20 protein-coding genes and 1 pseudogene are annotated in these 25,092 nt (G+C 53.8%); 9 read left to right on the top strand and 12 right to left on the bottom strand.

What is annotated here, in order from left to right; genetic code table 11:
• Nucleotides 1-461 precede the first annotated feature (461 nt).
• From JRF57_00390 to JRF57_00410, 5 genes are all read left to right on the top strand, one after another.
• Nucleotides 462-1,607, top strand: a complete 1,146-nt coding sequence (locus JRF57_00390) for a transglycosylase SLT domain-containing protein (protein MBW2302148.1) — start codon at nt 462-464, stop codon at nt 1,605-1,607.
• A 294-nt stretch (nt 1,608-1,901) separates the two neighbouring features.
• Nucleotides 1,902-3,044 carry an amino acid ABC transporter substrate-binding protein gene (locus tag JRF57_00395; protein MBW2302149.1) on the top strand — a complete coding sequence of 381 codons (1,143 nt, stop codon included), beginning with the start codon at nt 1,902-1,904 and terminating at the stop codon, nt 3,042-3,044.
• A gap of 238 nt (nt 3,045-3,282) precedes the next feature.
• On the top strand, nt 3,283-4,455 hold the full coding sequence (locus JRF57_00400) for an amino acid ABC transporter permease (GenBank protein ID MBW2302150.1): 1,173 nt from the start codon (nt 3,283-3,285) through the stop codon (nt 4,453-4,455).
• A gap of 7 nt (nt 4,456-4,462) precedes the next feature.
• Entirely contained in the window at nt 4,463-5,560 is a 1,098-nt protein-coding gene (locus JRF57_00405) for an amino acid ABC transporter permease (GenBank protein MBW2302151.1), read from the top strand.
• An 89-nt stretch (nt 5,561-5,649) separates the two neighbouring features.
• Nucleotides 5,650-6,375 carry an amino acid ABC transporter ATP-binding protein gene (locus JRF57_00410; protein ID MBW2302152.1) on the top strand — a complete coding sequence of 242 codons (726 nt, stop codon included), beginning with the start codon at nt 5,650-5,652 and terminating at the stop codon, nt 6,373-6,375.
• 19 nt (nt 6,376-6,394) lie between these two features.
• Here JRF57_00410 and JRF57_00415 read toward each other — a convergent pair whose 3' ends face one another.
• From JRF57_00415 to JRF57_00455, 9 genes and pseudogenes are all read right to left on the bottom strand, one after another.
• Nucleotides 6,395-8,959: a hypothetical protein gene (locus JRF57_00415; protein MBW2302153.1), complete on the bottom strand. Its 2,565-nt coding sequence runs from the start codon at nt 8,957-8,959 to the stop codon at nt 6,395-6,397.
• A 33-nt stretch (nt 8,960-8,992) separates the two neighbouring features.
• Nucleotides 8,993-9,880 (bottom strand): annotated as a pseudogene (locus JRF57_00420) (EamA family transporter).
• A 68-nt stretch (nt 9,881-9,948) separates the two neighbouring features.
• On the bottom strand, nt 9,949-10,263 hold the full coding sequence (locus JRF57_00425) for a 4Fe-4S binding protein (GenBank protein ID MBW2302154.1): 315 nt from the start codon (nt 10,261-10,263) through the stop codon (nt 9,949-9,951).
• Nucleotides 10,257-11,660, bottom strand: a complete 1,404-nt coding sequence (locus JRF57_00430; protein MBW2302155.1) for an FAD-dependent oxidoreductase — start codon at nt 11,658-11,660, stop codon at nt 10,257-10,259. The genes JRF57_00425 and JRF57_00430 overlap by 7 nt, the downstream gene beginning before the upstream one ends.
• Complete coding sequence (locus JRF57_00435; protein ID MBW2302156.1) at nt 11,624-12,196, bottom strand: 2-oxoacid:acceptor oxidoreductase family protein; 573 nt, start codon at nt 12,194-12,196, stop codon at nt 11,624-11,626. Before JRF57_00435 ends, JRF57_00430 begins: the two co-directional genes overlap by 37 nt.
• The gene (locus JRF57_00440; protein ID MBW2302157.1) at nt 12,183-12,950 is read right to left on the bottom strand and encodes a 2-oxoacid:ferredoxin oxidoreductase subunit beta; all 768 of its coding nucleotides are present in this window, start codon (nt 12,948-12,950) and stop codon (nt 12,183-12,185) included. The genes JRF57_00435 and JRF57_00440 overlap by 14 nt, the downstream gene beginning before the upstream one ends.
• Complete coding sequence (locus JRF57_00445; protein ID MBW2302158.1) at nt 12,950-14,098, bottom strand: 2-oxoacid:acceptor oxidoreductase subunit alpha; 1,149 nt, start codon at nt 14,096-14,098, stop codon at nt 12,950-12,952. The genes JRF57_00440 and JRF57_00445 overlap by 1 nt, the downstream gene beginning before the upstream one ends.
• 89 nt (nt 14,099-14,187) lie before the next feature.
• Nucleotides 14,188-14,964 (bottom strand): carbon-nitrogen family hydrolase, encoded by a 777-nt coding sequence (locus JRF57_00450; protein ID MBW2302159.1) that lies wholly within the window; start codon nt 14,962-14,964, stop codon nt 14,188-14,190.
• A gap of 179 nt (nt 14,965-15,143) precedes the next feature.
• A complete protein-coding gene (locus JRF57_00455; protein MBW2302160.1) occupies nt 15,144-16,475 on the bottom strand; it encodes a YihY family inner membrane protein in 1,332 nt (443 codons plus the stop codon).
• Nucleotides 16,476-16,667: 192 nt separating this feature from the next.
• On the opposite strand from JRF57_00455, the gene JRF57_00460 reads away from it, so the two are divergent.
• The 4 genes from JRF57_00460 (at nt 16,668) to JRF57_00475 (ending at nt 20,768) form a co-directional block, all read left to right on the top strand.
• Nucleotides 16,668-17,309 (top strand): poly-gamma-glutamate hydrolase family protein, encoded by a 642-nt coding sequence (locus tag JRF57_00460; protein ID MBW2302161.1) that lies wholly within the window; start codon nt 16,668-16,670, stop codon nt 17,307-17,309.
• Between the two features lie 290 nt (nt 17,310-17,599).
• Complete coding sequence (locus JRF57_00465) at nt 17,600-18,037, top strand: cytochrome c3 family protein (protein ID MBW2302162.1); 438 nt, start codon at nt 17,600-17,602, stop codon at nt 18,035-18,037.
• An 893-nt stretch (nt 18,038-18,930) separates the two neighbouring features.
• Nucleotides 18,931-19,695 carry an EI24 domain-containing protein gene (locus JRF57_00470; protein MBW2302163.1) on the top strand — a complete coding sequence of 255 codons (765 nt, stop codon included), beginning with the start codon at nt 18,931-18,933 and terminating at the stop codon, nt 19,693-19,695.
• A 287-nt stretch (nt 19,696-19,982) separates the two neighbouring features.
• Nucleotides 19,983-20,768 carry an enoyl-CoA hydratase/isomerase family protein gene (locus JRF57_00475; protein ID MBW2302164.1) on the top strand — a complete coding sequence of 262 codons (786 nt, stop codon included), beginning with the start codon at nt 19,983-19,985 and terminating at the stop codon, nt 20,766-20,768.
• A 40-nt stretch (nt 20,769-20,808) separates the two neighbouring features.
• Here the strand turns inward: JRF57_00475 and JRF57_00480 are convergent, their stop codons facing one another.
• The 3 genes from JRF57_00480 to JRF57_00490 form a co-directional block, all read right to left on the bottom strand.
• Nucleotides 20,809-22,029 carry an ammonium transporter gene (locus JRF57_00480; protein ID MBW2302165.1) on the bottom strand — a complete coding sequence of 407 codons (1,221 nt, stop codon included), beginning with the start codon at nt 22,027-22,029 and terminating at the stop codon, nt 20,809-20,811.
• A 550-nt stretch (nt 22,030-22,579) separates the two neighbouring features.
• Nucleotides 22,580-24,106 (bottom strand): sigma 54-interacting transcriptional regulator, encoded by a 1,527-nt coding sequence (locus tag JRF57_00485; protein ID MBW2302166.1) that lies wholly within the window; start codon nt 24,104-24,106, stop codon nt 22,580-22,582.
• Between the two features lie 221 nt (nt 24,107-24,327).
• Complete coding sequence (locus tag JRF57_00490; protein MBW2302167.1) at nt 24,328-25,014, bottom strand: methyl-accepting chemotaxis protein; 687 nt, start codon at nt 25,012-25,014, stop codon at nt 24,328-24,330.
• Nucleotides 25,015-25,092 lie beyond the last annotated feature (78 nt).

Genomic DNA, 25,092 nt, shown 5'->3' on the forward strand with positions numbered 1-25,092 from the left:
CGACCATTCCGGTTCAGAATGGCTTGAGGGGTCAAAGATTCAAAGGAGTCGGATGATGAAATCGAGACCTTTGAAAAATGTTCAATTTTGTTCAAGGTCAAGGAAGGCGAAAATTTTAACCGCAGGAATACATCGAAGTATTTCGAGGATTAAAATTTGAGCCTGACGCCGAGATTGGGTAAAAGGGGACGTTTTTCAAAGGTCTCGAAATCCATTATAATACATCGCCCTTGGAGGAATCCTTAGTCCCTCGAACCTTCTCGGATAAAAACAAACCAAAGACTTTGATCTTTTATTACGGTAAACCAGTCCCTGGCGAATCTCAACATCCTTTTTTCCATTGCGCTTGATCTCAGACAACTTCCTGGGCTATGATGGCGCTTGTGAATTTCGGTAATCGTCGTTTTCGGATGGTCCGTGGTTCACTCACCTTTTTCCATGTCAGCGAAGGTTCGGGAGATATGCCGATCCCAAAAAATTTCATCCCCAAGAATAGACCGACAAACGGACGTTGGGCCGTATTGATCATTGCGGCTTTTCTCTTTCTTCTCCACTTCCTGTTCCTCCCTTCCCCTGCCCTCTCCCAAGAGAGCGGGATAAACCATTCCGTCCCTCTCGTGACGGACTTTCCCGTCCCCAAGAGATTGAAACTTTGCAACGAGCCCATGCCCCTTGAGGACCGGTGGGTGTGGGAGATGCTGGACCGTGAGCTGACCATCGCCGCCTGGGACCGAGCTCAGGTATTCATGTGGCTGAAGCGGGCGGGCCGGTATTTCCCCTATCTTGAAAAAAGACTCCGGGAAGAAGGGATGCCCGGAGATCTCAAGTACCTGGCAGTCGCGGAGAGCTCTCTTTTGACTCATATCCGTTCCTCAAAGGGGGCTATCGGGCCCTGGCAGTTCATGCCGAGAACGGCCAGGCGCCACGGCCTCCGCAAGGATCGCCGAATGGATGAACGCAGGGATTTTGAGCGCGCCACGGATGCGGCCTTGAGGTACCTGAAGAAACTGAAGAAAACCTTCGGCTCCTGGACCATGGCCATGGCCGCCTATAACTGCGGGGAGGCCAGGATGAAACAGGAGATCAGGGCCCAGAAGGAAAAAAGCTACTATCGGCTCAATCTACCCAACGAAACAGAGCGCTTTATTTACCGAATCGCTGCCATCAAACTCATCATGGAAAATCCTGAGACTTACGGCTATCGGGTGCCGAAAGAGAAGATCTACCGGCCTGTGCAATACGATTCAGTCAGGATCAGGGTTCGAGTCCCCATCCATCTCGCGGACTTCGCCAAGGCCCTGGGCACGAACCTGAAGGCCATAAAAGACCTCAATCCCCAGATCCTGGGTTATCACCTGCCCACGGGGACCTATACCTTAAAAACTCCGCCCGGTACGGGAAGGCAGGTCAAACAGGTGCTGGTCCGCTTAGCCCGACAAACCCCCTCGCCCGGCAAGGTCTCGGGCAAGTATTATATCGTTCGAAACGGTGATACCCTGTTGCGGATTTCAAGAAAGACAGGGGTCCCGGTTTCGGCTCTGCAGGCCTTAAACGGTATCGACGGCTCCCTTATTCGTGTTGGACAAAGGCTTAGAATCTCTCACTGAGCAAAAGGGTTCTTTGAACAACCCCTTTGTGAAGCGTGCAATCCGGGAATTTCGGTCGCGGCGTATATTATTAACTCCCCCATGGAATCAATATCATACGAGCCAGAGGGCAGAGACATTTATACTTGCCTCTATGCAGGCCTTTGTGGTACCAAACACGGATCAGGCAGGCGCTGAGATTGGGGTAAAATGGGCGTTTTACAAAGATCTCCCTGCGCGAAGCCAGGTAGAGAGGTTGTGCAAGTAATCTAAAAAAAAACCCATAAGGCAGAAAGGAGAGATTGTATCATGAAAATGCGTTTACGTTTTCTCGTAAGGGCGAGTGTATTGGTTTTCGTACTCCTTTGGGTGGCGGCCCTCACCACTTCGTGCGGTAAATCCGAAGAAACGGCCCAACTGGAGAAGAGGGCGACGGAACTGGAAAAGAAGGTGGCTGACCTCCAGAAGCAACTCGAAGAGGCGAAAAGCGCTGCACCGTCGGCAGCCGGCAAGACCCTTGAAACCGTCCGAAAGAGGGGTTACCTTCTGGCCGGCGTAAACGGCGATGTTTACGGATTCAGCATGCCGGATGAAAAGGGCGTGTGGAAGGGTCTCGACGTGGATACGGCCAAGGCCATCGCCGCAGCGGTCTTCGGGGATGCGGAAAAGGTGAAGTTCGTGGCGCTTACAGCTGTCCAACGGCTTCCGGCCCTCCAGTCCAAGGAAATCGACGTGCTCTGCAGGAACACGACACAGACCCTGACCAGGGAGACCACCAACGGCCTGAACTTCTGCCACGTCAACTTCTATGATGGCCAGGGTTTCCTGGTTAACAAAAAGACGGGGATCAAAAGCGCTAAGGAACTCGACGGTGCGACGGTCTGCGTGCTTCCGGGAACGACCACGGAGATGAATGCCGCGGATTTCTTCCGGAAAAACGGCTTCAAATGGAAACCCGTTGTCATAGAGCAGGCCTCCGAGCTTAATAAGGCCTTTTTCGCCGGCCGCTGTGATGTGCTCACATCCGACTCTTCCCAGTTGGCCGCCCACCGTTCAGTAGCACCTAATCCCGATGATTATGTGTTGCTCCCCGAAATCATCTCCAAAGAGCCCTTGGCCCCGGTGGTACGCCATGGAGACGACCAGTGGTATGACATCGTGAACTGGACCGTCATGGCCCTCATTGAGGCGGAGGAACTGGGTATCACCTCCAAGAATGTTGATGAAAAGCTCAAGAGCAAGGATCCCAAAGTCATGCGTTTTCTTGGGGTGACTCCTGGAATGGGTAAAGCCCTCGGGCTGGATGACAAGTGGGCATACAATATCATCAAGCAGGTGGGCAACTACGGTGAAATCTTCGAAAGAAACGTGGGCGTCAATACCAAGCTCGGTCTTAAGCGGGGATTGAACGCCCTGTGGACAGAGGGCGGCCTGATGTATGCCGCGCCTTTCCGTTAATCCATTCGAAGAGGTGCCTTTCCCTCAAGGAAAGGCACCTCTTCTTTTGACCATCACTGACCCAAATCAGTGTCCATCCATGACAAACAGGCAATACCCTTAACCCGTAGATAAGCGCAGGGGACAAGGTGAATCTTTAAATAGGGCATGCCTCTCTCCACTTTAAGGGCGCGCTCAATTCAAGCTCGGCAGCCTGAAACCGTTTTTTCAAAGGCGTCAGTCATGATGTGAGGGATCGATGGCGACCCAAAAAGGGGAAAAGATTCCATTCTGGCTGGATCCCAAGAAACGGGCGGTATTCTTCCAGTTTTGCGTCTTTTGTATGGTGGGACTCCTGGCCTATTATCTGGTATCCAATACCCTTGAAAATTTAGAAAAACAGTCTATCGCGACGGGATGGTCCTTCCTCCATAAGGAATCTTCCTTCGAGATCGGGGAATCCTTGATCTCCTATTCCGCCGCCAGCACCTACCTGCGGGCCTTGATTGTCGGGGCCCTGAACACATTAAAGGTTTCCTTCATCGGTATCATTTTCACGGTGATCCTGGGGACCATTATCGGGGTGGCCCGTCTTTCCAGCAACTGGTTGGTATCCAAGCTGGCCGGCCTGTATATAGAGGTGATGCAGGATATTCCCGTACTTCTCCAGCTCTTCTTCTGGTATGCCATCTTTTATGAAAGCCTCCCGGGTCCCCACGATGCCCTTTCACCAATAAAAGGACTTTTTCTCTCAAACCGAGGAGTCGCCTTTGCAGTCCCCGCTCGCCATCCCGCCCATCTATACATGCTTTTGGCCCTTGCCGCCGCTGTTATCGCGGTCTACCTGATCCGGCGTTGGGCAAAGAAGCGGCAGGATGCGACCGGGAAAATCTTTCCAACCTTCCGGGTGGGCATCGCCCTCATTATTGGGCTGCCTCTGGGCGTCTGGCTGGCCTTCGGAGCTCCGACGGCCATGAATATCCCGCGGATTTCCGGTTTTAATTTTAAGGGTGGTATGACCCTCAGCCCCGAGTTTATCGCTCTGCTCCTCGGGCTGGTCCTTTACACGTCCGCTTTTGTGGCCGAGGTTGTCCGGGCGGGAATCCAGTCGGTAAGCAAGGGTCAAAGGGAAGCGGCCATGGCCATCGGCTTGAGGCCCACCCTCGTCCTGAACCTGGTGATCCTGCCCCAGGCCTTAAGGGTGATCATCCCCCCCCTGACCAGCCAGATGCTCAACCTGACCAAGAACAGTTCCCTGGCCGTGGCCATTGGTTACCCGGATTTCGTATCCGTAGCCAACACGACCATCAATCAAACGGGCCAATCCATTGAAGGAGTGGCCCTGATCATGGCAGTTTACCTTATTTTCAGCTTGTCTACATCGGCCTTCATGAACTGGTACAACAAACGTGTAAAACTCGTTGAGAGATAATAGATCAATGGATTCCACAATCCAACCAACCCAAGGCGACACCCTAAAACCTCCAGTTACCCACATCGGTATCATCGGATGGGTAAGGGCGAACCTTTTCAACGGCGTCTTCAACTCCTTCCTCACTATTCTGACGCTCTTCATCCTCTGGGAGACCGTGCCTCCCTTTTTCAAGTGGGCCTTTGTGGATAGTGTATGGAATACTCCGGCAGGAGCATGCCGCGAGGCGACGGGGGCCTGCTGGTCTGTCATCACGAAAAACCTGCGCTTTGTGATCTTTGGGTTCTACCCCTATGATCAGCAATGGAGGCCCCTGGTGGCGATGTTGCTCCTCATCGGGTTACTCTTCTACAGCAGGGACCGGAATCACTGGAAGAAATCCCTCGCCTATGCCTGGATCCTGGGTCTCGTCATAATGGGTTTTCTTATGAGGGGCGGACTCTTCGGATTGGTTCCAGTGGAGACTACAAAATGGGGTGGCCTACCGCTCACACTCCTTTTATCCGTATTCGGTCTGACCGCGGCTTACCCCTTGGGGGTCCTCCTGGCCCTGGGCCGCCAGAGCCGGATGCAGGGCGTGAAATATCTCTCCGTTATATACATCGAGTTGATCCGTGGAGTTCCTCTCATCAGCCTTCTCTTTATGTCGGCCATCATCTTTCCGCTCTTCCTTCCGGAAGGTGTCAACATCAACAAGATTCTGCGCGCCCAAGTGGCCATCATCCTCTTTACTGCGGCATATATCGCTGAGGTTGTCAGGGGAGGGCTCCAGGGCATGTCCAAGGGGCAGTACGAGGCAGCGGAATCCCTGGGTCTGAATTACTATCTCACCATGCGCCTGGTGATTCTTCCCCAGGCCCTCAAGATCGTGATTCCTCCCACGGTCAGCATCCTCATTTCCGCCTTCAAGGACACCTCCCTCGTTGTGATCATCGCTTTGTGGGACCTGCTCAAGACCTCCAAGGCCGTTCTATCCAATCCCGAGTGGATGGGATTCAGCCGGGAGATGTATATCTTTGTGGCGATCCTGTATTTCCTCGGTTGTTTTTCCATGTCCAATTACAGTCGAAAACTTGAAAAGGAACTGTCCCAGGGTGAGCGTTGACCCTGAATCCCTAACTTTAGAGACGCGAGGTCCACATGAATCAAAAAGGACATCCCCAAACCGAACGGATCCCTTCCAGTGATTCTCCGATGATTGAAATCATCGATGTACACAAGTGGTTCGGAGAGTTCCACGTGCTCCGGGGAATCAACTTGACGGTGGCCCGCCAGGAACGGATCGTAATCTGCGGTCCTTCCGGCTCGGGAAAGTCCACCCTGATCCGCTGCATCAATCGCCTTGAAGAGCATCAACGGGGCGAGATCATTGTAGACGGCATCGAGCTGACCAACAATATCAAGAACATAGAGAAAATCCGGGCGGAAGTGGGCATGGTCTTTCAGCATTTCAATCTATTTCCGCATCTCACCATCCTTGAAAACTTGACCCTTGGCCCGGTTTGGGTCCGGAAGGTTCCCCGGAAGGAGGCCGAGGAGGCGGCCATGCATTACCTCGAAAAGGTCCATATCGCCGAGCAAGCCAAGAAATATCCAGGCCAGCTTTCCGGTGGGCAACAACAACGTGTCGCCATTGCCCGAAGCCTTTGCATGAATCCCAAGGTAATGCTCTTCGATGAACCCACTTCCGCACTGGATCCGGAAATGATCAAGGAGGTGCTCGATGTCATGATCGAACTGGCCCAGGAAGGGATGACCATGATCGTAGTGACCCACGAAATGGGGTTTGCCAAGAGCGTGGCCCACCGGGTGCTTTTCATGGACTACGGCCAGATCGTGGAAGGAAACACCCCGGAAGAGTTTTTCGAGAACCCACAACACGAGCGAACCAAGCTTTTTCTCAGCCAAATCCTCCATTAGGGGCGGAGTATCCCCCTTCTCAGGGCTTTCCGCCGTGGCGAGACGATGAAGATTCGTCTTCTTCACCAATCCGAGACTCTCCCGGATCAGGGAGTGTTATTTCCATTAGTAAGACCCCCACCGTTGAAAGGATCCCGAACAGAAACATCCTCCAGAGTGCATGGGACACAATAGTCCCGGCCCCCACGTTTCCGCCTGCCGTCCCAACGAAAAAACCAGAGACCGTTGAAAAGATCCCCAGCATGGCCCCGCAAAGGGTTCCGCCCGCCACTCGTTTTCCCAAGGGGGCTCCTCCCGCTCCCAGGGTGACCGCCATTCCGCACAGAATTGGAACGATTCCCACAGCCCACCAGATCTCCTGGAGTGCCGGGAGCCTTGACCATTCGAGAAAATACCGGTAATCCACGAATCCCAGGATGGCCGCCCCAATGAGGGCACAGGGGGCAATATGCCAGTAGCGGGGCGAAGCAGCGGACCGCATCCTCTCCCTTGATCTTATCTTGCGCCTTATTGTCAGGGGCCAGTTGTAAAAGAGGTTGAAGACCTTGTGTTCCAAAAGGGCCCCTCTCTCTCCGAACACCGGAACCGCGTGCACGGCCTCGGTCGCCCAGTACCCGGCCATGAACCGGGCCAGGGCGGGATACCTGTAGGCCATCTGGATCGGGAATGCGAGGTAGCCCACGTATTTGAAGAATCCCAGGAAAACGGCGATGTTGTAATCTTTGAAGTTCCGCTCGCGGATCACGAGAAGCACAACATAGAGCCCGCGCACCAGGGATCCGGGTGAAATGGGCACCACTTGAAAAAGCGCGATGATACCCACGCCAACGGCATAGGCCTGGGCCCGGGGTAATTCAGGATGCATCAGCACGTAGATGGCGGCCGTCAAGATCGACACCACCTGGGTGACCGGCAGGGTACAAAGGTGTACGGCGAGGCTCTTGAGATATTTCTGGATAAAGGGTTCCTTGATTTGGGAGATGATGAGGTCGGCATCCTCCCGGCTGAGCAGGTTGTTCTCTTCCCCTTCGCTCACCATGTCCCTCAGCCACTGTTCACGCAGATGGGCGTTGAAATAGAGACGAACCGGACGGAAGACCAGATGGTCGATGCGCTCCTTGGCATACTGCCAGTCGGTGAAAGCGCGGTGGAGGCCTGCTGGAAGGATGGAAAGGGGGAAGTGGTAAAGATTGGGCCAGAAGGTCCTTGCCGCCTTTAAGGCGTGATCCGCATCCATCCTGCCGGATCTGTACCAGCCCATCACCTTCTCTACCAGTTTGCCCCTGAAGGCCCTCCGCAGATATGAAACGCTCCCCAATATCCCAGTATAATGCCTTCGCCAGGCGGGGTGGCCCCACCACTTCAACAGAATTCGGCCGAGCAGAGGGAAAAGATTCAGGATACAAAAAAAGAGGGTAAAGAAGGGCTTTTCCTGGAGCCTGCGGGCATGTTCTTCGTCGATGAAGTTTCTTACCCTCCAGCCCATCACTGCACTCCGGAGGATACCGGACCAGATTTCACCTTTGTACAGGAGGCGCAGGTGATGGTGAGTGATATCTGGTATGGAACGCCTGTAGGTACGTTCCTCTTCTTTGAGTTCTTTCAGGGCTGCGTAAAGGTCGGAGAAGGCCTCTCGCTGTTTTTCGACAAAGCCTTCCAGCCGGCTGATGTCCCCGCGGTCGAATTGCACCAAGCTGCCTCTCCGAAGTCCCTGCAATATCAGTTTGAAATCGCCCGGGCTCATGGGCAGAAAGGGAAGCAGGACCAGCCCGGCCCGGAAGTCCACCGCCACCAGTCCCTCTGCAGGATCGGGATCACTCTCAAGTCTCTTCAACACATTGGGCTGACTCTTCCAGGTGGACCATTCGTATTGCCTGGCGAATTCGTGGGCTCCCATGTCGTGGAGCAGACGAACGAATGCATGCATGAAGGCATGCTTGGCACGGTATTCAGGGGATCCGAGCCGTTTCTCATGGACCGCCCTCCCCTTCCGCCACTTCCTGAGCAAATCCAGTCGGTCATCCACTTCCAACCGCCAGGTCCGTCCCTCAATCCATTCGCTCAGTTCCCCGCAACTCCCCAGGACCGGATCCACAAAGGTGGCATGGATATCGGCCACTGTTCGATCATCACCGAACCGGAGCCTTGCCCCCCTTCGGATGAAAATCTGCCAGAGGGCCCCGGCCCTGGCTGCATGGGGATTGACCTGGAGCTGGAAAGGTCCCTGAAATCCGACCCAGTAAAGAGTGTTCCGGAAAAACCTCGAGAAACCCGTTGGGGGAACGAGTATCTTCATGGCGTAGTAGCGGTCCTTTTCGAGTCCGACCAGGGGCCCGTCGTGGGGTTCGAGTTGCAATATTTTCACCCTGTATACCTGTCCGGCAAAACCGCCCCCCACAAACCTATCGATTTCGAGGCGGACCCGTCCCATACTTCCTCCTGGAACGATCGATACCTCATAGGTGCAAACCGTACCGGGCTCGTAACGTTCCACACGCATAGGCCGGTGAAGGGCGGCTTTCCGAAACTCCTTCTCTAATTCGGCAAAGATATGGTAGGGTTCCATCGATTTTTCAGCGTTCATCTGCACCCCCGGCAATGGTTCCAGGCATCTTCATCAGTAACGATCTTTTTCAGGTTGGAGGTTCGTCAGGGTAACCCCTCCGATCACGAAAACACCCCCGACAAGAAGGGAAAGGGTCACCGGTTCTCCCAGGAACAAGGAAGAGAGAAGGATAGCGCTTACCGGGACAAAATTAATGAATTGGCCTGCCCGTGTTGCTCCCACAGCCTGAATTCCTTCATAGTACCAAACAAACCCAAGGACCGTTCCAAAGATGCCTAAATAAAGGATGCTCCCCCAGTCCACAAGATTGTAAGAAAAAAGATCCGGAAAGAGTCCCTCCATTAGGGCGGGAGGGAAGAGGGCCAGTGCGCCGACAATAGAAGAATAGGTTACGGAAACAAGGGGAGAGAGGCCCCTGCCCGCCATCACCGCCTTCCCGATCAAAGAATAAACGACCCAACTGGCGACACACCCGAAAATAAGCAACTCTCCCGGCCCGATCCCTTCTTCCAGGATCCCGGCCAGATTCCCCTTGGAGATGACGATCACGGCCCCGAAAACAGACAACAGGATGCCCGCCGATTTGGCCGGTGTCAACTTCTCCCTTAAAAACAAGGCGGCGAAAAGTGTTATGAAAACCGGATTGTTTGCAATGATGAGGGAGGCCCTCCCGGCGTTGATCATCTGGAGGCCCTTAAAAAAAAGATAATTGTAAGAAAATACTCCCGTAAGGCCGAGAAGAATCAGCGGAAGGATTTGCCCCTTCCTGATAGGGGAAAAGCTTGACCCGGACCTCCTGACCAGATAGAAAAGGCAGGCAGAGGCGAATACAAACCTCAAGAAAGCGGCAGAAAAGGGCCCTACCCTCCCTGCGATCATTCTTCCTGCAATAAAAGTGCCTCCCCAAAAAATGGAGGTTAAAAGCAGTTTGGTATATACGGGAACAAGTTCTCTTTTGTGTTTTCCTTCCGTTTTCCGCCCTCTCTTTCCTCTATATCATCGCTCTTTTACTGTTCTTCTTCCAGGACCATGCTGATGGCCCCTTTCGGGCATATGGAAGCACAAATCCCGCATCCCTTGCAAAAATCCAGGTCGATCTCTATATCCCCTGTAACGGGATTCCGGGTGATGGCCAGATCAGGACAAAGAAGCCTGCAAAGATCACACGCCTCACAGCTCCGGGCGCCCATGCAGCGCTGGGCCTCATACTCCGCCTCGTGGGGAAGGAGGGCGGCATCCCGTCCGCGCCCGAAATCGATCCGGGCCTCTTCTCCGCCAATTCTTCTCTTAATAGACTCCCGATTGCAATCCCTGTTCAACATGCCTCAGCCTCTCCCAAGTACTCCAGGACCCGGCGTGCAACCCGCTTCCCGGAAGCAATGGCTTCCACGACCGTTGAGGGTCCGGTCACGGCATCGCCCGCCGCAAAGACGCCTTCCATACCCTCCACCATACCGTCGGCGGAACAACGCACCCTCCCTTCCGGGGAAACCGAATCCCCTTCAAGGAAAGAGGGGTCAGGGCGCTGCCCGATGGCTGTTACGATCAAGTCCGCCGGTTCCTTGAAAGCGCTTCCAGGCAAGGGCACCGGGCTTCTTCTCCCGGAATCATCGGGGGATCCCGGCCTTGTACGAACCAGCTCCACCCCCGTAACCCTGTCTCCCTCCCTGATCATCCTTACGGGGGCGACACGGTATTCGATCCGGACACCTTCATCAAGCGCCGCCTTCATCTCTTCCCGAAGGGCCGGCATCTCTTCGGGGCCCCGTCGATAAAGGATGACCACTTCCCGGGCGCCGAGCCTTGAGGCGCATCTGGCCGTATCGACCGCCGCGTTCCCACCCCCGATTACCAGGACCCGGCCCGAGACGGACCCAAGCTCCCCCCGGTTGGCTTTGCCGAGGAATTCCAGGCAAGGGATGCAGCCTTCATCCCCCTCTCCCTCGATTCCCAGTTCCAGGTCTTTCCATGCCCCGGTGGTGACCACGATGGCACCGTTTTCCTCTTCACGGAGTTCCCGGAAGGTAACGTCTTTCCCCAGGCGAAAGGAAGTCATGAATTCCACGCCAAGGGATCGAACCATCTCCACCTCGTGTTCGATCACCCACCGCGGCAACCGGAAGGAGGGAATTCCGTGGATCAACATCCCTCCGGGCCTATCCAGGGCGTCCATGACCTGGACTTCCATCCCCCCCATCGCCAACTCGTAGCTGCAAGCCAACCCGGCGGGTCCGGCTCCCACGATCACGGCCTTCCTACCGGTGAGGGGGCGTTTTCGGCTTTTAAGGACCTCCAAGATCTCTTCCCGGTTATCCTTCTCATACAGGAAGGCGTGACGTTTGAGTTCCCGAACGGCCACGGGCTCGTCCCAAGTACCGCGAAGACACGCTGATTCACAAGGGTGGTGACACACATAGGCGCAAAGTCCTGGGAGGGGATTGTCCTCCCGGACGGTCAGGAGAGCCTCTTTGACCCGTCCCAAGCTAAGGAGCCGCACGTAGTCCATCACCTTTTGATCCAAGGGACAGGCGGCCGTGCAAGGAGGCAAAGAGGCCCTTTCCGCCAAGTCCGTTTCCATGTATAGGTATCCTCTGACCGTGTTTTCGTCGAGCCTGAAGTCCGCTGTGCTGTCCGCAGGGCATGCACGGACACAGACTCCGCATTGCCGGCAAAGCTTCGTATCTAGGACAGGTCTTTGTGTTCTGCCTGCAAACGCCATTTTTCCTCTCCGATCCGGTATCCCAAGTCAACGCCCTTCAGGTTCGCATCCAGAAAGCGCTCATTCACCGTATCTTTCACCGCCCTTTCAAGGGAATCCCTGCTCACGATTCCCGTAATGGCGGCCACAGCCCCGAGTATGAGGACATTGGCCGCCTGCTTCTGTTTCAGGTCCCGGATGGCCCTGGAGGTTGCGGGGATCCCAACCTGGGACAGGCCATCGATGGGCCTTGCCCGCACCAACTGTTCATCGTAGATCACTATTCCGCCCCGGCCCACTCCCCCCACATGTTCTTCATAGGCCTCCTGGGCCATGGGAACAAGAATATCGGGTTCCAGGACGTGGGGATAGACGATGGGCCCACCGGAAACCACCAGGTCGGACAGGGCATATCCTCCGCGGACCCTCACCCCGTAAGAATCGGAACCCGCCACGTATTTTCCGTCATAGGCGGCCGCTTTTCCCAGGATCATTCCCCCCAGGACGAGCCCCTGTCCGCCGAGTCCGCACAATCTCAACTGCTTAACACCCGCCATCGACAAATACCCCCGTGACCATCTTTCCCTCCAGCTCTTCAGGTTTCATGCCTCGGGCCTCTTCCCGGGTGACGCACTGGTCCCTGAGCATCTCTATCATCTTTTCCGGGCTTCCATAACGGTTTCTTCTCCCGAATTGAGTGGGGCATGGGGAGAGAACCTCCACGAAGGTGAACCCCTTCAAGGAGATTGCCCGTTTAAGGGCCCCGATAAGAGAGAGGGGCTGGGTGACCGCGAACCGGGCCACGTAACGGGCCCCGGCTGCGGACACCAATTTCACCAGGTCAAAGGCCTGGTAAGGGCTCCCATCCGGGTAGGTGGAAGACATCGCCCCGATGGGAGTGGTGCATGCCAGTTGTCCACCCGTCATTCCGTAGATCATATTGTTCGCGCAGATTACCGTGATGTCGGTATTTCTTCTGGCCGCGTGGATCAGGTGGTTGCCCCCGATGGAAACCAGATCTCCGTCCCCGCTGACGATGATAACGTTCAATTCGGGATTGAAGGCCTTTGCACCCGTTGCAAAGGGAATAGCCCTTCCATGCAAGGTGTGGAGAGTGTCAGCCTTGAAATTCGGGCTGGGGATCCACGCGGCGCAACCGATCCCGGACACGAAAAGGACCTTCATCATGTCTAGCCCAAGTCCATCCACCGCCCTGAGGAGAAGCCCCATGAGAATCCCATGGCCACAACCAGGGCAAAAGGGCGTTTCCTTGACTTCGGGGCGAAGGTATTTTTCCAGGTCTCTGGCCATCAGGAAAGCCTCCTCATGTTTTCTTCGATGATGCCGGGATGAATAGTCCTTCCGTCCGTTTGGTTCAGGGAGAAGACTTCGCAGGCCGCATACTCCCTGACCTGATGGACCACCTGTCCCCTGTTCATTTCGGGTACGAAAAGCCACCCGGCGCGTTCGCTGATCTCGTGGATCACATCGTCTGGAAAGGGCCACAGGGTCTTCAACCGCACCATGCCGACCCGTTTTCCCTCTGCACGCAAATGATTAACGGCGAAAAGAGCGCTCCTGGCTGTAAATCCATAGCCGACCACCGCCCCGTCCAGATTATCTTCATCGCAGTGGAACATTTCCACCTCCTGGATTTCCCTTCGGTGATCCATGATCTTTCGATGGAGCCGACTTACGAGCCTTTCATGCACCCCGGGATCATCGGACTTTCGGAAGCCGTATCCATCATGGGTGGAACCGGTTACAAGGAGGTTTTCCCCTTCCCCGAAGGCGGGCATAGGCGGGACTCCGTCCGGCTCCCCGGTATCGAAGGGCGGAGCGCCGGGCTTCTTCTCTCTATGAAAAACCTCTACCTTCCCACTGATAACCACCTGTTCCCTCAGGTGCGCCATGGCCTCGGAACCCATCAAGAATACTGGGACCCGGTACCGTTCGGCCATATTGAAGGCCTTGATGGTAAGGTCATACATCTCCTGTACAGACCAGGGAGAATAGGCTATCACCTGGTAATCTCCGTGAGATCCCCACTTGACCTGCATGATATCCCCGGACCCTACATGGGTGGCCTGACCGGTACAGGGACCGGCCCGCTGGATGTCCACCACAACGATGGGCGCCTCGGTAAAGGCCGCATACCCAATGCCTTCCATCATCAGGCTCAGCCCGGGGCCGGCCGTTGCAGTCATGGCCTTGGCCCCGGCCCATGAGGCCCCGATCACCGAACAGATGGAAGCCAGCTCATCCTCCATTTGCATGAACACACCGCCCACGTCATCAAACCGTCTTGCGATGCGCTCCATGATCTCGCTCGAAGGGGTGATGGGATACCCCCCATAGTAGCGGCACCCCGCCGCGATTGCACCCTCGGCCACCGCATCGCTGCCGGAAAAAAAATAGGTGCCCGCCGGCAAAGGGCTCGGCACGATACTGATTCCCATGGATAGGCTTCTCCTCTCTAAGTTCTCTCACTTGCGGAGTTGATACCTCCTCCTTTTGGAGGATTCCACTTTTACCTTCTCCCCGGGGATCAAGGAGGGAACACTATGTCCCGGAGGGCCGGGAATTCCTCCCTCGCCCGGGTGACCATGTCCTTGTCGATATCGGCCGTGATCACTTCTTCTTCGTCTCCTCCAGCGGCCACGGCCTTGCCCCATGGATCCACTATCATACTGTGGCCGCAGAAACGTACCCCACGGTTTACTCCCGCGCAGTTGCAAGAGACCAGGAAGGCGAGATTCTCCAGGGCGCGCACCCGGTTGAAAAGAATCCACGGCTCCAGCCTGGGGAAAGGCCACCCCGAAACCACGAGAAAAATCTCCGTGCCCATGGACATCATCTTCCTGAAGAGTTCAGGGAACCTGAGATCATAACACGTCGCGATCCCGATGGTGCCAAAATCGGTCCTGTGGGTGACGATTTCTTTTCCGCCCTCGAGGATTTCCGTCTCCCTGGAGCCATAGCCAAAGAGATGGATTTTCCGGTACTTGGCGACGAGGTCCCCGTTACGGTCGAACAGGAAACTGGTATTGAAAAGCTTACCCCCTTCCTCACGGGTGATCCAACTCCCGGCCAGGAGGTAGGTCCCCAATTTCCGCGCCATAGAGGACATCCTCTCCGCCGTCTCACCTCCCGGCGCTTCACTTTCCGGCCTGTAGCGATCGAAGGAAAAATATCCGATGTTCCAGACCTCCGGAAGAAGAACGAGGTCTGCTTCCTCTACCCGTTCGAGAAGCTTTTCCGCCCGGGCGATGTGTTCACTTTTCGGCCGGTCCCCGACCTCCATCTGTATGCAGGCGATACGCATATAAGCACCCTTTCACCAGGCTCCGAGACTCAAGGAAAAGAAAAATGGGGCATGGGCCCCGAAGTACTGAAGGTCCCATCCGGAAATACGGCGGGACCTCGGGTGAGATTGACTTTACCGATAGTCGTTTACATACCCGAACGCGGGTCCCCGAGTCAACCGGGTTGGAGGCGCCCGGTTCAGATCTCCTTTAGGGGTTTATTGGCGTTTGACTGTTCAACGAGTCTTTCGAATGTCTCAAGGCTCTTGCTGATCTTGTCCAGTTCCTCCGATTGAAGCACCGGTATGTTGTCAGTCCCCGCTTTTTCCAATGCTGCGATCACGCTGTAAAGGGTCAGGCCCTCGGGGTCCTTGGCAGGCTGGTAGGCCATTTCCCTATCGTTTTCGACTCGAACCTCGGAGACGATCCTGGATCTCGTCAATTCGTAAAGGATCTGCCTGACCAGTCGTATGGGAATATCCAGGGCCTGAGATATCTGAGAGGCGCTCCACGGCTCGCTGCCTTCCGAAAATTTATGGACCAACAAGTTTACGATACGCAAGGAAAGCAGTTTCTTGAAGGAATGACTGACGGAAAGACAGTCCTGCTCAAATTCGTAAGTATCCACGTTCTGATGGGCGAAGGTCATCTCCGCCCCGAAAAGCACGATCAACCAGCTTATCTGGAGCCAAATAAAGAAAAGGGGAAGGGCTGCGAAACTTCCGTATATGGCATTATATCGTGATACTCCGACCTGGAAGGTGATGTATACATTCTGGAACAAAACATACATGGTGCCTGCGACAAAACCTCCCAGCAGTCCGGACTTAAAATGTACCCGGGTGTTTGGAATGAACATGTAAAGAAAGGTGAAAAGGACCCAGACGGTAAAATAGGGCAAGGCCTTGAGGAGATAAAAAATCATGGGACCAACGGCGCTCAAAAGAGATATCTTCTGAACAATGAATCTGGCACTCCCCGAAATGAATACCGTCACCGCGCTTGAAAGGGTGAATAAGAGGGGGCTGATGAGCATGAGGGAGAGGTAATCGGTCACCTTTCTCCCCAGGCTTCGTCCCTTTTTTACGCCCCAGATGTCATTGAAGGCATTTTCGATATGGGAAAGGATCTTGATGATCGAATAGAAAAGCAGCAAGAGTCCGATCCCGGCCACGAGTCCTCCCTTGACGTTTTCAAGCAAGGTGCGGGCGAACTCGAAGACCTTGCTGATTACCGCCTCCTGGCCCTCGAAGTTCTCGTACAGGGCCCGTTCCACCGTCTTTTCAAATCCGAAACCTTTGGCTACTCCGAAGATCATGGCCACGACGGGAACGATGGAAAGCAGGCTGAAAAATGTCAGGGCCGACCCCCTCAACATGGTCCGATCCTCGGTGATTCCGCGAACGGTGAGCACGATTACACGAAGCGAGTGTATGATCAAGAACTTCGGGCGTGGAAGATCCCGGGATCGAATCCTCCAGATATCGGTTTTCAGGAACCGGACCGCTTTAATAACACTTTCCCGATTCAAGACACACCTCCCGGCCCGGAGCGGGCCCTGCGGTTTTTTGGGGTGGAAATTTATCTTCGGTCATCAAAATCCTTTCTTCTTGATTCGGACCGCGTTATGTTTTCCCTATATAACCGATGGGAATCTACTGGGTCAATGGATTGGAATTTCAATGATGAACTCTGATTGCCGCCGCCGGCCCGAGACCGGGATATGAAAAGGTACCTGAGTTACGAGCAACTGGAGTTGGAGGAGAAGCAAGGGCGGGACTATCGGGTAAGATTTCGATGGGGTCCCACAGGGATTGCGGTCATGGCACCCCACGGTGGAAGAATAGAGCCAGGGACTGGTGAAATCGCGGAGGGCGTCGCTGGCTGGGAACATTCTTTCTATTGTTTCGAGGGTCTGAAGAAAGAGGGTAACCTATCGCTTCACATCCCCAGCCCTCTTTTCAACGAACCTATTGCCATTAGAGTCGCGGAATCCTCCCATACCGTTGTCACCATCCACGGATGCAAGACCGAGGAAGAGGTGATCTTCATCGGGGGGAGAGACGAGTTGCTCGCCTCAAAGATCGGCAAGAAATTGGAGACATGCGGCTTTTCAGTAAGGGAAAGCCATAGATTGCCGGGAATCCACCCGATGAACCTGTGCAACCGGTGTCGGTCTGGAAAAGGTGTACAGATTGAAATATCAGCATCTTTGCGGCGTTCCATGTTCAGATTCAGATCCTCCAGGTTTAACTGGTTGTTTAAAAACGCGGCAAGCACAGTAGCCTTTCAACAACCTGTTAAAGAAGAAACCACGAAAACCTTCTCAAACCTCGTGGCGGCCTTGAGAGAAGGTTTGAGGTGAGAAGGGCAAAAGTCTTTACAACCTTACCTCCTCGGATGAAGCGGGATTCCCCCTTAATTCCCTTGAGAAATTTCATTCTTTGTTCTATTTTTTCTGAGCCTTGTATGCCTTTTGAGGAGGTGCCGAGATCAGGCAAACCCGGAGGTGACTTGCTAAGCTCCGAGACCTTTGTCCGAGACCTTTGAAAGATGCTCAATTTTGGTCAAGGTCAAGGAAGGCGAAAATTTTGAAACACTCAGTTTAGGTTCGGTATTGTTTATAAATGCTTTGTTTCGATGAACGGAGGTTTCATGATGGGCAAAAGAGGATTGTGGCTTTCCATGTTGATTCTAACCAGTGTGTTCATCCTGTTTTCAGGGAACCTGATCGCCCAGGAGGACTCGGACGAACCCCCCGAGGAAATCACCATAAACAATGAAGGGTACCGGCAGGACCGAAAGGGTCCAGTTGTCTTTTCCCACCTGGCCCACGCCGAAGATTACGAAGTGGCCTGTAAGGATTGTCACCATGATTATGAAGATGGGAAAAATCTCTGGGAAGAGGGTGATCCCGTGAACAGGTGCTCCGAATGCCACGATCCAGAAGTAAGTGACGGCAATGTCAAGAAATTGCTCCTCGCTTATCATGCCAAGTGTATCGGATGTCACAAGAGACTCGTGAAGGAAGGGATATCAGAGGAAGCCCCTTATAATAAATGTTACCAGTGCCACGAAAAGAAAACGGACTAGCCATTTTGCTACAGCGGGTCAAAAAACATCATTTTGGGGAATAAAAAAGGGAAGGGATGTCACGAACGGCAGGATGAAAGAGGTAGTCAGCCCTGAACTTCACTTTCCCGCAAAGAGTTTACTTTGCGGAAAACTGTAGTTACGTCCCGCTCGTCCGTGACACCGTCTCTTCCGCGCTGCCCTTTCGGGCCAGCAAGGACCATAAAACAAGAGGAGAGAAAAAGGTCCTTTACCGTAGGCATTCATATTTATTTCAATCTGCGTGCCAGAAAAGGGACCTGTCGCCTCAGGCTTCTTTTGCAGGATGAATCATCACATATTGACCCGTCAATATCCTGATATATTTCATTTTTTACATTTTTTTAAAAAAAAGCCCATAAAAGGAAATGGTAACTGCCAATCTGGGCAATCGATTGAAAAGTGATAGTATGCACAAAATTTTGGGCATTTTACAAAATTTCCTGATCATTCCCACCAATCCGCCCACAAATCCCGGCTAAACTTGAGTTTTATCACCAAACCTGGACACCCTTGCCGCCCCTTTCAGGGCACGGGAAAAACCATGCCCCAAGCCTGAGAATTTCAGGCCCTTTTTGATGATTGCCCGCTTGCCATTAACCCTGAAAACCTGTTAATTTAGGAAAGCAAACTACTATCGGCTGAAGCCGATAGCTTTAGGGGCCTTGGACTCCCCACCCTTCGGGTGGCTCCCCAGTTTGAGCCTGACGCCGCTTGTCCGCCGCTGTCTGGCGGACTTGTCACGCCGTAGCCATAGCGAAGGCGGAAGATTGGGTAAAAGGGGACGTTTTTCAAAGGTCTCGGGACATTAATGTGTCGTTTCACGCCTCTTTTTTTTCCTTCAAAACCTCGACCCTTTGCAATGGTGACGCGACATGGATCTTATCAAAGGACTTCAGTACAATCTCCGGGGACTCCGCATAGCCTTGGCTGACAGAAAACTGCTTTTCTGGGGGCTCCTCAGGTTCATCCTGGTGATCGTCATTGCTATCATCCTTTCAGGCATTATCCTGGCATACCATGCGGACATCTTGAACCTCCTTTGGCACAAGCCTCAGAGCCAATGGGTGGTCTGGCTGTGGTATCTTCTTTCCTGGGTGGTCTCCCTGTTTCTTGTGGGAATCTCCGCCGTTGTCTCATACATTCTTTCGCAGATTCTTTTCAGTGTCCTGATTATGGATCACATGTCCCGCCTCACGGAAAAAAAGGTGACCGGACATGTGCTGGAACCCAAAGGCGTCTCCCTTTTTCAAACCTTTCTCCACCTCATCAGACAGGAAATTCCAAGGACAGTGATCCCGATCACCCTTTCCTTGATCATCATGGTGCTGAGCTGGTTCGTTCCATTCCTGGGTCCCGTAATGGTATTCGTGTCCTCGGGCCTGACCATTATTTTCCTCTCCTGGGACAATACAGACCTTATTCAGGCAAGACGCCTTGTTCCATTCAAAAAAAGGTGGGCGTTCCTTTCAAGGAACATCCTGTTTCATGTTGGATTCGGACTGCCCTTTCTGGTTCCTCTGTTGAACCTGGTCTTCCTGTCTTACGCCCCTGTTGGGGCCACGCTCTATTATCTTGAAAGACACGAGACAAAGGAGGCCGAAGAGCCGCAGCCGCCACCCTTGCCCTCAGCCGAATGAGTCTCTATTGATATCCCTGAAATCCCCACTATTCCCCCGGCAACCAATAAAGCCGGGACCTTTTTTACTCCAAGAGGGAGCTGTGCTCTTTGGTTAATGGCTCCGAGGTTCGTTCCGGGGACATGAGGATATGCAGGCATTCGGGAGGGGCGGGGAAATATATTATGTAACCGGAAGGAGAAGCCACTCCCATGCCGCGAACCCCTTTAATCTATTTCCGCTGGAGCGGATGATGCCCAGGGTTTTGATGCATGGAAGAAGCAAATTTCGATAAAGGAGTTTAAGCCATGGAAAAACCGCTAAAACTGGAAATGAAGGAAAATATCGCAATCCTCACCCTCAACCGACCTAAAGCCTTCAACGCTTTCAACCATGAAGTGGTAGAGCCCCTCACCCGGAATCTCATGTCGATCACAAAGGATCCGGATGTGGACGGGGTCGTCATTACCGGTGAAGGAAAGGCCTTTTGCGCCGGAGGGGATCTCAAATGGCTCTCAAAGTATGAAAAAAGTAGGTCAGAGCCCTTCCACAACCTTGCCGCACTCTTTCACCAGGGGATCCTTGAAATCAGGCGGATGCCCAAACCCGTTGTGGCCGCCATCAACGGGTTCGCTGCAGGAGGAGGTTTTTCCCTGGCCCTCGCCTGTGATTTCAGGGTGATGGAGACCTCGGCCACGCTCCTTCAGGGATATACCAGTAATGGCCTCAGTATCGATGGCGGCGGGACCTTCACCCTGCCCCGAATCGTCGGCCTGGCCCGGGCCATGGAAATCGTGGCCTTCGACCGTCCCATCCCGGCCGAAAAGGCCCTCTCCTGGGGCTTGATCACCAAAGTGGTGGAAGACGGCAAATCCCTTGAGGAGTCCCTGAACCTGATCAGGGAGATACTCAAGCGCCCCTTGTCTTCCTTTGCGGCCTCAAAAAGACTCCTTGGGGAATCCTTCCAGGTCCCTCTCGAAGTGGAACTTGAGCGGGAGCGTGAAGCCTTGGCATGGTGCGCGGAACATCCTAACGGGATCGAAGGCATCCAGGCATTTCTGGAGAAAAGGAAACCCCGGTATAACGCCCGTTGATGAGTCCCGGGGGGCAGCCCCGGCGTGCCATACGCCCGCTTTAAAAAGTGTAGCCTGTTTCGTTGTGCAGGCTGATATCCATTCCGCGTTCCTCCTCCGCCGGCGAGACCCTGAGACCGATGGTCCAGTCAATGATTTTCAGCAGGATGAAGGTCATGATGAAGGAAAAACCCATGGTGATCACTATGGATAGGAGCTGCACCCAAAGCTGTGCGGCGTTTCCGAAGAACAGACCATTCGCCCCATCTGGGTTGACGGCGGTGGATGCGAAAAGACCGGTGGCAATGGCACCCCAGGCCCCGCCCAGGCCATGGATGCCTACTACGTCCAGGGCATCGTCATATCCCAGCTTGGATTTAACAAGCACGCCGCCATAGCAAAGCGCCCCGGCCGCAGCCCCTACAAGAAGGGAAGAAAGAGGTCCAACAAAGCCCGCCGCCGGTGTAATGGCCACTAATCCCGCCAGGGCACCGCTTGCTGTTCCTAGAGCCGTAGGGTTGCCGCGGCGGGCCCACTCCAGGAACATCCAGGAAAGGGCCGCGGCGGCGGAAGCGATATGGGTCGCCACAAAGGCGTTGGCTGCCAGCCCGTTGCAGGCAAGGGCGCTGCCGGCGTTGAAACCGAACCATCCGAACCACAGCAGGGCCGCACCTGTCATGGTCATTGGAAGATTGTGAGGGAGAAAAGAGGTGGAACCATACCCAGCACGCCTGCCTATGACCAGGGCCGCTGCAAGGGCCGATATACCGGAACTGATGTGGACCACGGTTCCCCCGGCAAAATCCAGGGCACCCATCCTTCCCATCCAGCCCCCTGAACCCCAAACCCAATGTGCGATGGGGTTATAGACCAGGGTGCCCCAAGCAAGGGTAAAGACCAGGAATGCGGTGAATTTCATCCTCTCGGCAAAGGCGCCGGTAATGAGCGCGGGGGTGATCACGGCGAACATACACTGAAAGATCATGAACGCCAGTTGCGGAATATTGTCGGCATAGCTTGCATCGGGAACCAGTCCTACTCCCCTGAGCCCGATCAATTCCAGCCCTCCGATAATACCGCCGTGATCCGGTCCAAAGGCCATGGAATACCCCCAGAGTACCCACTCAATGGAGATGATTCCCAAGACCACGTAACTCTGTATAAGCGTTGCGAGGATATTTTTGGTCCTCACCATCCCGCCATAAAAAAGCGCCACCCCAGGGGTCATCAACATAACCAAAGCCGCTGATATCAACACGAAGACCGTATCCGCCGAATTCATCATGGACGCCTCCTCCATTCTTACTATTTTGCGAAACCAACAGAGCAAGGAGCATACCACTTTTCCGCCCCGAAAATTAACTGTAATTTCAGGATGTTAACCCATTGAAGCCCATCAGTCATACAACAATTTTGTTTCTTTAGAGGCGATTTTCAACAATATCGTTGAATCTTAGGGTAAGAAAAGATTGAAGGCGGCGAATGGAAAGCGGTTTAAAGGAGCGAACTTGGGGTGGCATTGTAAAGGAAATACCCGGGCGGGTGGGATCCTTTAAACCCATATTATGCATGACAAATTTTGAAAGAAGTCATTTATTTAATAATTACAGACTGTTGGACATCTTTCCAGATCAGATCACATTCACCCAAAAGGTTCAGTCAGGAAACATCAAATTTATTCAAAATTTGTCACCCTTCGGGATTGCCGATTTTGCCGAATCTGCTGCGTTGTAAGGCGTGGGTGAAGGGTAAAAGGATGCTCCCTCCGCTACGTTCCCGCCAAACAGCCGGCGGGCAAGCATTCACGCATAATCTGGGTTAAAATATAGAGCTTATCTATATCTCTTAGGGTCGATACCGTATTTCTTGACCTTGTAACCGAAGATCCGCTCGGTGGTTTTCAGGTTTCTGGCAGCCCTCCGCATGTTGCCCCGGGTCGTCTTCAATGCGTCAATAAGGAGTTCCCTTTCAAAGGTCTCCACGGCATCCTGAAAGGATTGGCTCTGTTCCGTCCCGGTGTCTCCGGCGGTTCGGAGGGTGGGGGGGAGGTGGTAGCTGTGAATAACTTTGTCCTCACAGAGAAGAACCGCCCGTTCGATGCAGTTCTCCAGCTCACGAACATTCCCGGGCCAATGATACTGGGTAAGGGCATCAATGGCGGGCGTTGAGATCCGTTGAATATCCTTGTTGTATTCCTTGGCGTATTTTTCCAGGAAATAGTCGGCCAACAGGAGAAGATCGGCTTCCCGTTCCCTGAGGGGCGGCAGGTAGATCGGATACACGTTGAGGCGGTAAAACAGGTCTTCTCTGAACCGCCCCTTATCCACCTCCTTTGCAAGATCCCTATTGGTGGCCGCGATCAGCCTGATGTTGACGTGGAGCGTTTCCGTCCCTCCAAGGCGCTCCAGCTCCCGTTCCTGGAGCACCCTCAACAATTTCCCCTGACTTTCAAAGGCCAGGGAACCGATTTCGTCTAAAAAGATGGTTCCCTTATCCGCCCGTTCGAATTTTCCGGCCTTCTGCCGGACCGCACCAGTAAAGGCTCCTTTTTCATAACCGAAGAGTTCCGCTTCAACGAGATGGGCGGGCAGGGCCGCGCAATTGATCTTTACGAAGGGCTTGTCCGCCCGCAGGCTGTTGTAATGAATGGCATTGGCCACCAATTCTTTTCCGGTTCCGCTCTCGCCCAACAGGAGCACATTGGCGTTACTCTTGGCCACCTGGGTGATCAGGTAATAGACCTCCCGCATCTTTCGGCTGTTGCCTATGATATTTGAGAAGCTGTACTTCTCATTGAGATTTTTGCGGAGCAGGAGATTCTCCCGCCGCAACTGGTCCGTCTCCCTGCCGATTTTCTCCAGCAAGGAGACCTTTTGGGCGATAAGGGTGCTGATCACGGTCAACAACCGGACATCCTCATCCAGGGAGCGGGGCGGCCTGGAAATGGTGTCGGCACTGAGGGCACCGATTACCCGACTGTCATCCTTGATAGGCACGCAAATAAAGGAAATTTTTGATCGGTCGATCCGTCTTCTCGCGCCCGTCCTGTCCAGAAACAGGGGTTCTTCGTCGATGTTGGGAACGGCCATGGGGCGCCCTGACTCAATGACCCGTCCCGTAACCCCCTCCCCCAGCTTGTACCGCCCGCGCATTTTCTCGGCTGAAGTGATCCCATGGGCCAATTCGATATGGATCTCTGATGTGTTCGGATCTAGAAGCGTAATGAAGCCGCGCTTCATCCCCAGGTGCTCGGAGAGCAAATCCAGCACCCTGTTGAGAGATTTTCGAAGGTCCAGGGTGGCGTGAATGGCCTTGGTGATCTCGTACAGGCAACTTACCTGGTCCAGATGATTCTGCATAGCTGACCCGATCCTTGAAACCGGAGAATCGTTACGGAGCAGTTGGACAGACAACCCTACGGATGCGAAGGATTAAAAATCTGAGCAATGCCCCTTAATATGGGGCAAAAAAATACAAAAATGTACAATGATTGACAAATGTTTTTTTCGTGAGGTGAGGATACTGCCGGATCAAGGGGGAGAATGCCCCCTCTTAGAGGCAGGTATTAGAGAGATGATAATTAGGGTTCCTTCTTTGGTGTTTGGATCGATTCATTCCCGGCCGCCGCTTGAACAACCTGGTTATCACCTTCCCCGTCGATATCCTTTTCCATCTTGAATCGATCACAGGCCTCGGCTTTTTCCAGACTTTCCCGATGGGCGCTGAGCAGGCTTAATATCTCTTCCCCATGCCCGTCGCCCCTGTTCCGCTCAAGGGCCTTTTCCAGTTCACCCAGGGTTTCCATGGCTTCTTCCTGTGCCCTTATGATTCCGTTGATGCGTTCTGAGAGGGATTCGATCATTCGGTTAAAGGCTTCCGCCTCGGAATGGAGGTAATCTTTCCTCCTCAACCGTATCCTGGTACTGAAATCACCCTTGCCGATTATTTCCATCACCTGCTCAAACCGATACAGGGGCCCCGCAATCCTGTGGAATACCCGAAAAGAGTGAAGCCCCATGACACAAAGGAGCGCTATCACGGCGGGCCACACCCTTGCATGTACATTCAGGACTCTATCTGCTGCAAGGGCCCTTATTTCAACCGGCTTGGTCGCATCATCCAAAAGGAGAAGATCAGGAATCAGAAAGACCCATGCCATCAACACGACAATAAGCAGCCCGTATCCCAAGATGAAACCCAGGAACCGGTATTGAAGAGATCGTTTCACGACAGGGTATCTGCGACGCCGATTTCGATTTCTCTTCATCTCTTAACTCCTATCATTGCAGGGATTCCTCTTGAAGGATGCAAACGGGCCATCGGTTCAGTTGCCCGGAGGAACTCA

This window comes from Deltaproteobacteria bacterium, assembly GCA_019310525.1.
Classification (GTDB): Bacteria; Desulfobacterota; DSM-4660; order Desulfatiglandales; family HGW-15; genus JAFDEE01.

Coding starts and splice junctions, on each gene's coding strand:
- JRF57_00390 (MBW2302148.1), top strand. CDS start 462: ATGCCGATCCCAAAAAATTTCATCCCCAAGAATAGACCGACAAACGGA.
- JRF57_00395 (MBW2302149.1), top strand. CDS start 1,902: ATGCGTTTACGTTTTCTCGTAAGGGCGAGTGTATTGGTTTTCGTACTC.
- JRF57_00400 (MBW2302150.1), top strand. CDS start 3,283: ATGGCGACCCAAAAAGGGGAAAAGATTCCATTCTGGCTGGATCCCAAG.
- JRF57_00405 (MBW2302151.1), top strand. CDS start 4,463: ATGGATTCCACAATCCAACCAACCCAAGGCGACACCCTAAAACCTCCA.
- JRF57_00410 (MBW2302152.1), top strand. CDS start 5,650: ATGATTGAAATCATCGATGTACACAAGTGGTTCGGAGAGTTCCACGTG.
- JRF57_00415 (MBW2302153.1), bottom strand. CDS start 8,959: ATGAACGCTGAAAAATCGATGGAACCCTACCATATCTTTGCCGAATTA.
- JRF57_00425 (MBW2302154.1), bottom strand. CDS start 10,263: ATGTTGAACAGGGATTGCAATCGGGAGTCTATTAAGAGAAGAATTGGC.
- JRF57_00430 (MBW2302155.1), bottom strand. CDS start 11,660: ATGGCGTTTGCAGGCAGAACACAAAGACCTGTCCTAGATACGAAGCTT.
- JRF57_00435 (MBW2302156.1), bottom strand. CDS start 12,196: ATGGCGGGTGTTAAGCAGTTGAGATTGTGCGGACTCGGCGGACAGGGG.
- JRF57_00440 (MBW2302157.1), bottom strand. CDS start 12,950: ATGGCCAGAGACCTGGAAAAATACCTTCGCCCCGAAGTCAAGGAAACG.
- JRF57_00445 (MBW2302158.1), bottom strand. CDS start 14,098: ATGGGAATCAGTATCGTGCCGAGCCCTTTGCCGGCGGGCACCTATTTT.
- JRF57_00450 (MBW2302159.1), bottom strand. CDS start 14,964: ATGCGTATCGCCTGCATACAGATGGAGGTCGGGGACCGGCCGAAAAGT.
- JRF57_00460 (MBW2302161.1), top strand. CDS start 16,668: ATGAAAAGGTACCTGAGTTACGAGCAACTGGAGTTGGAGGAGAAGCAA.
- JRF57_00465 (MBW2302162.1), top strand. CDS start 17,600: ATGATGGGCAAAAGAGGATTGTGGCTTTCCATGTTGATTCTAACCAGT.
- JRF57_00470 (MBW2302163.1), top strand. CDS start 18,931: ATGGATCTTATCAAAGGACTTCAGTACAATCTCCGGGGACTCCGCATA.
- JRF57_00475 (MBW2302164.1), top strand. CDS start 19,983: ATGGAAAAACCGCTAAAACTGGAAATGAAGGAAAATATCGCAATCCTC.
- JRF57_00480 (MBW2302165.1), bottom strand. CDS start 22,029: ATGAATTCGGCGGATACGGTCTTCGTGTTGATATCAGCGGCTTTGGTT.
- JRF57_00485 (MBW2302166.1), bottom strand. CDS start 24,106: ATGCAGAATCATCTGGACCAGGTAAGTTGCCTGTACGAGATCACCAAG.
- JRF57_00490 (MBW2302167.1), bottom strand. CDS start 25,014: ATGAAGAGAAATCGAAATCGGCGTCGCAGATACCCTGTCGTGAAACGA.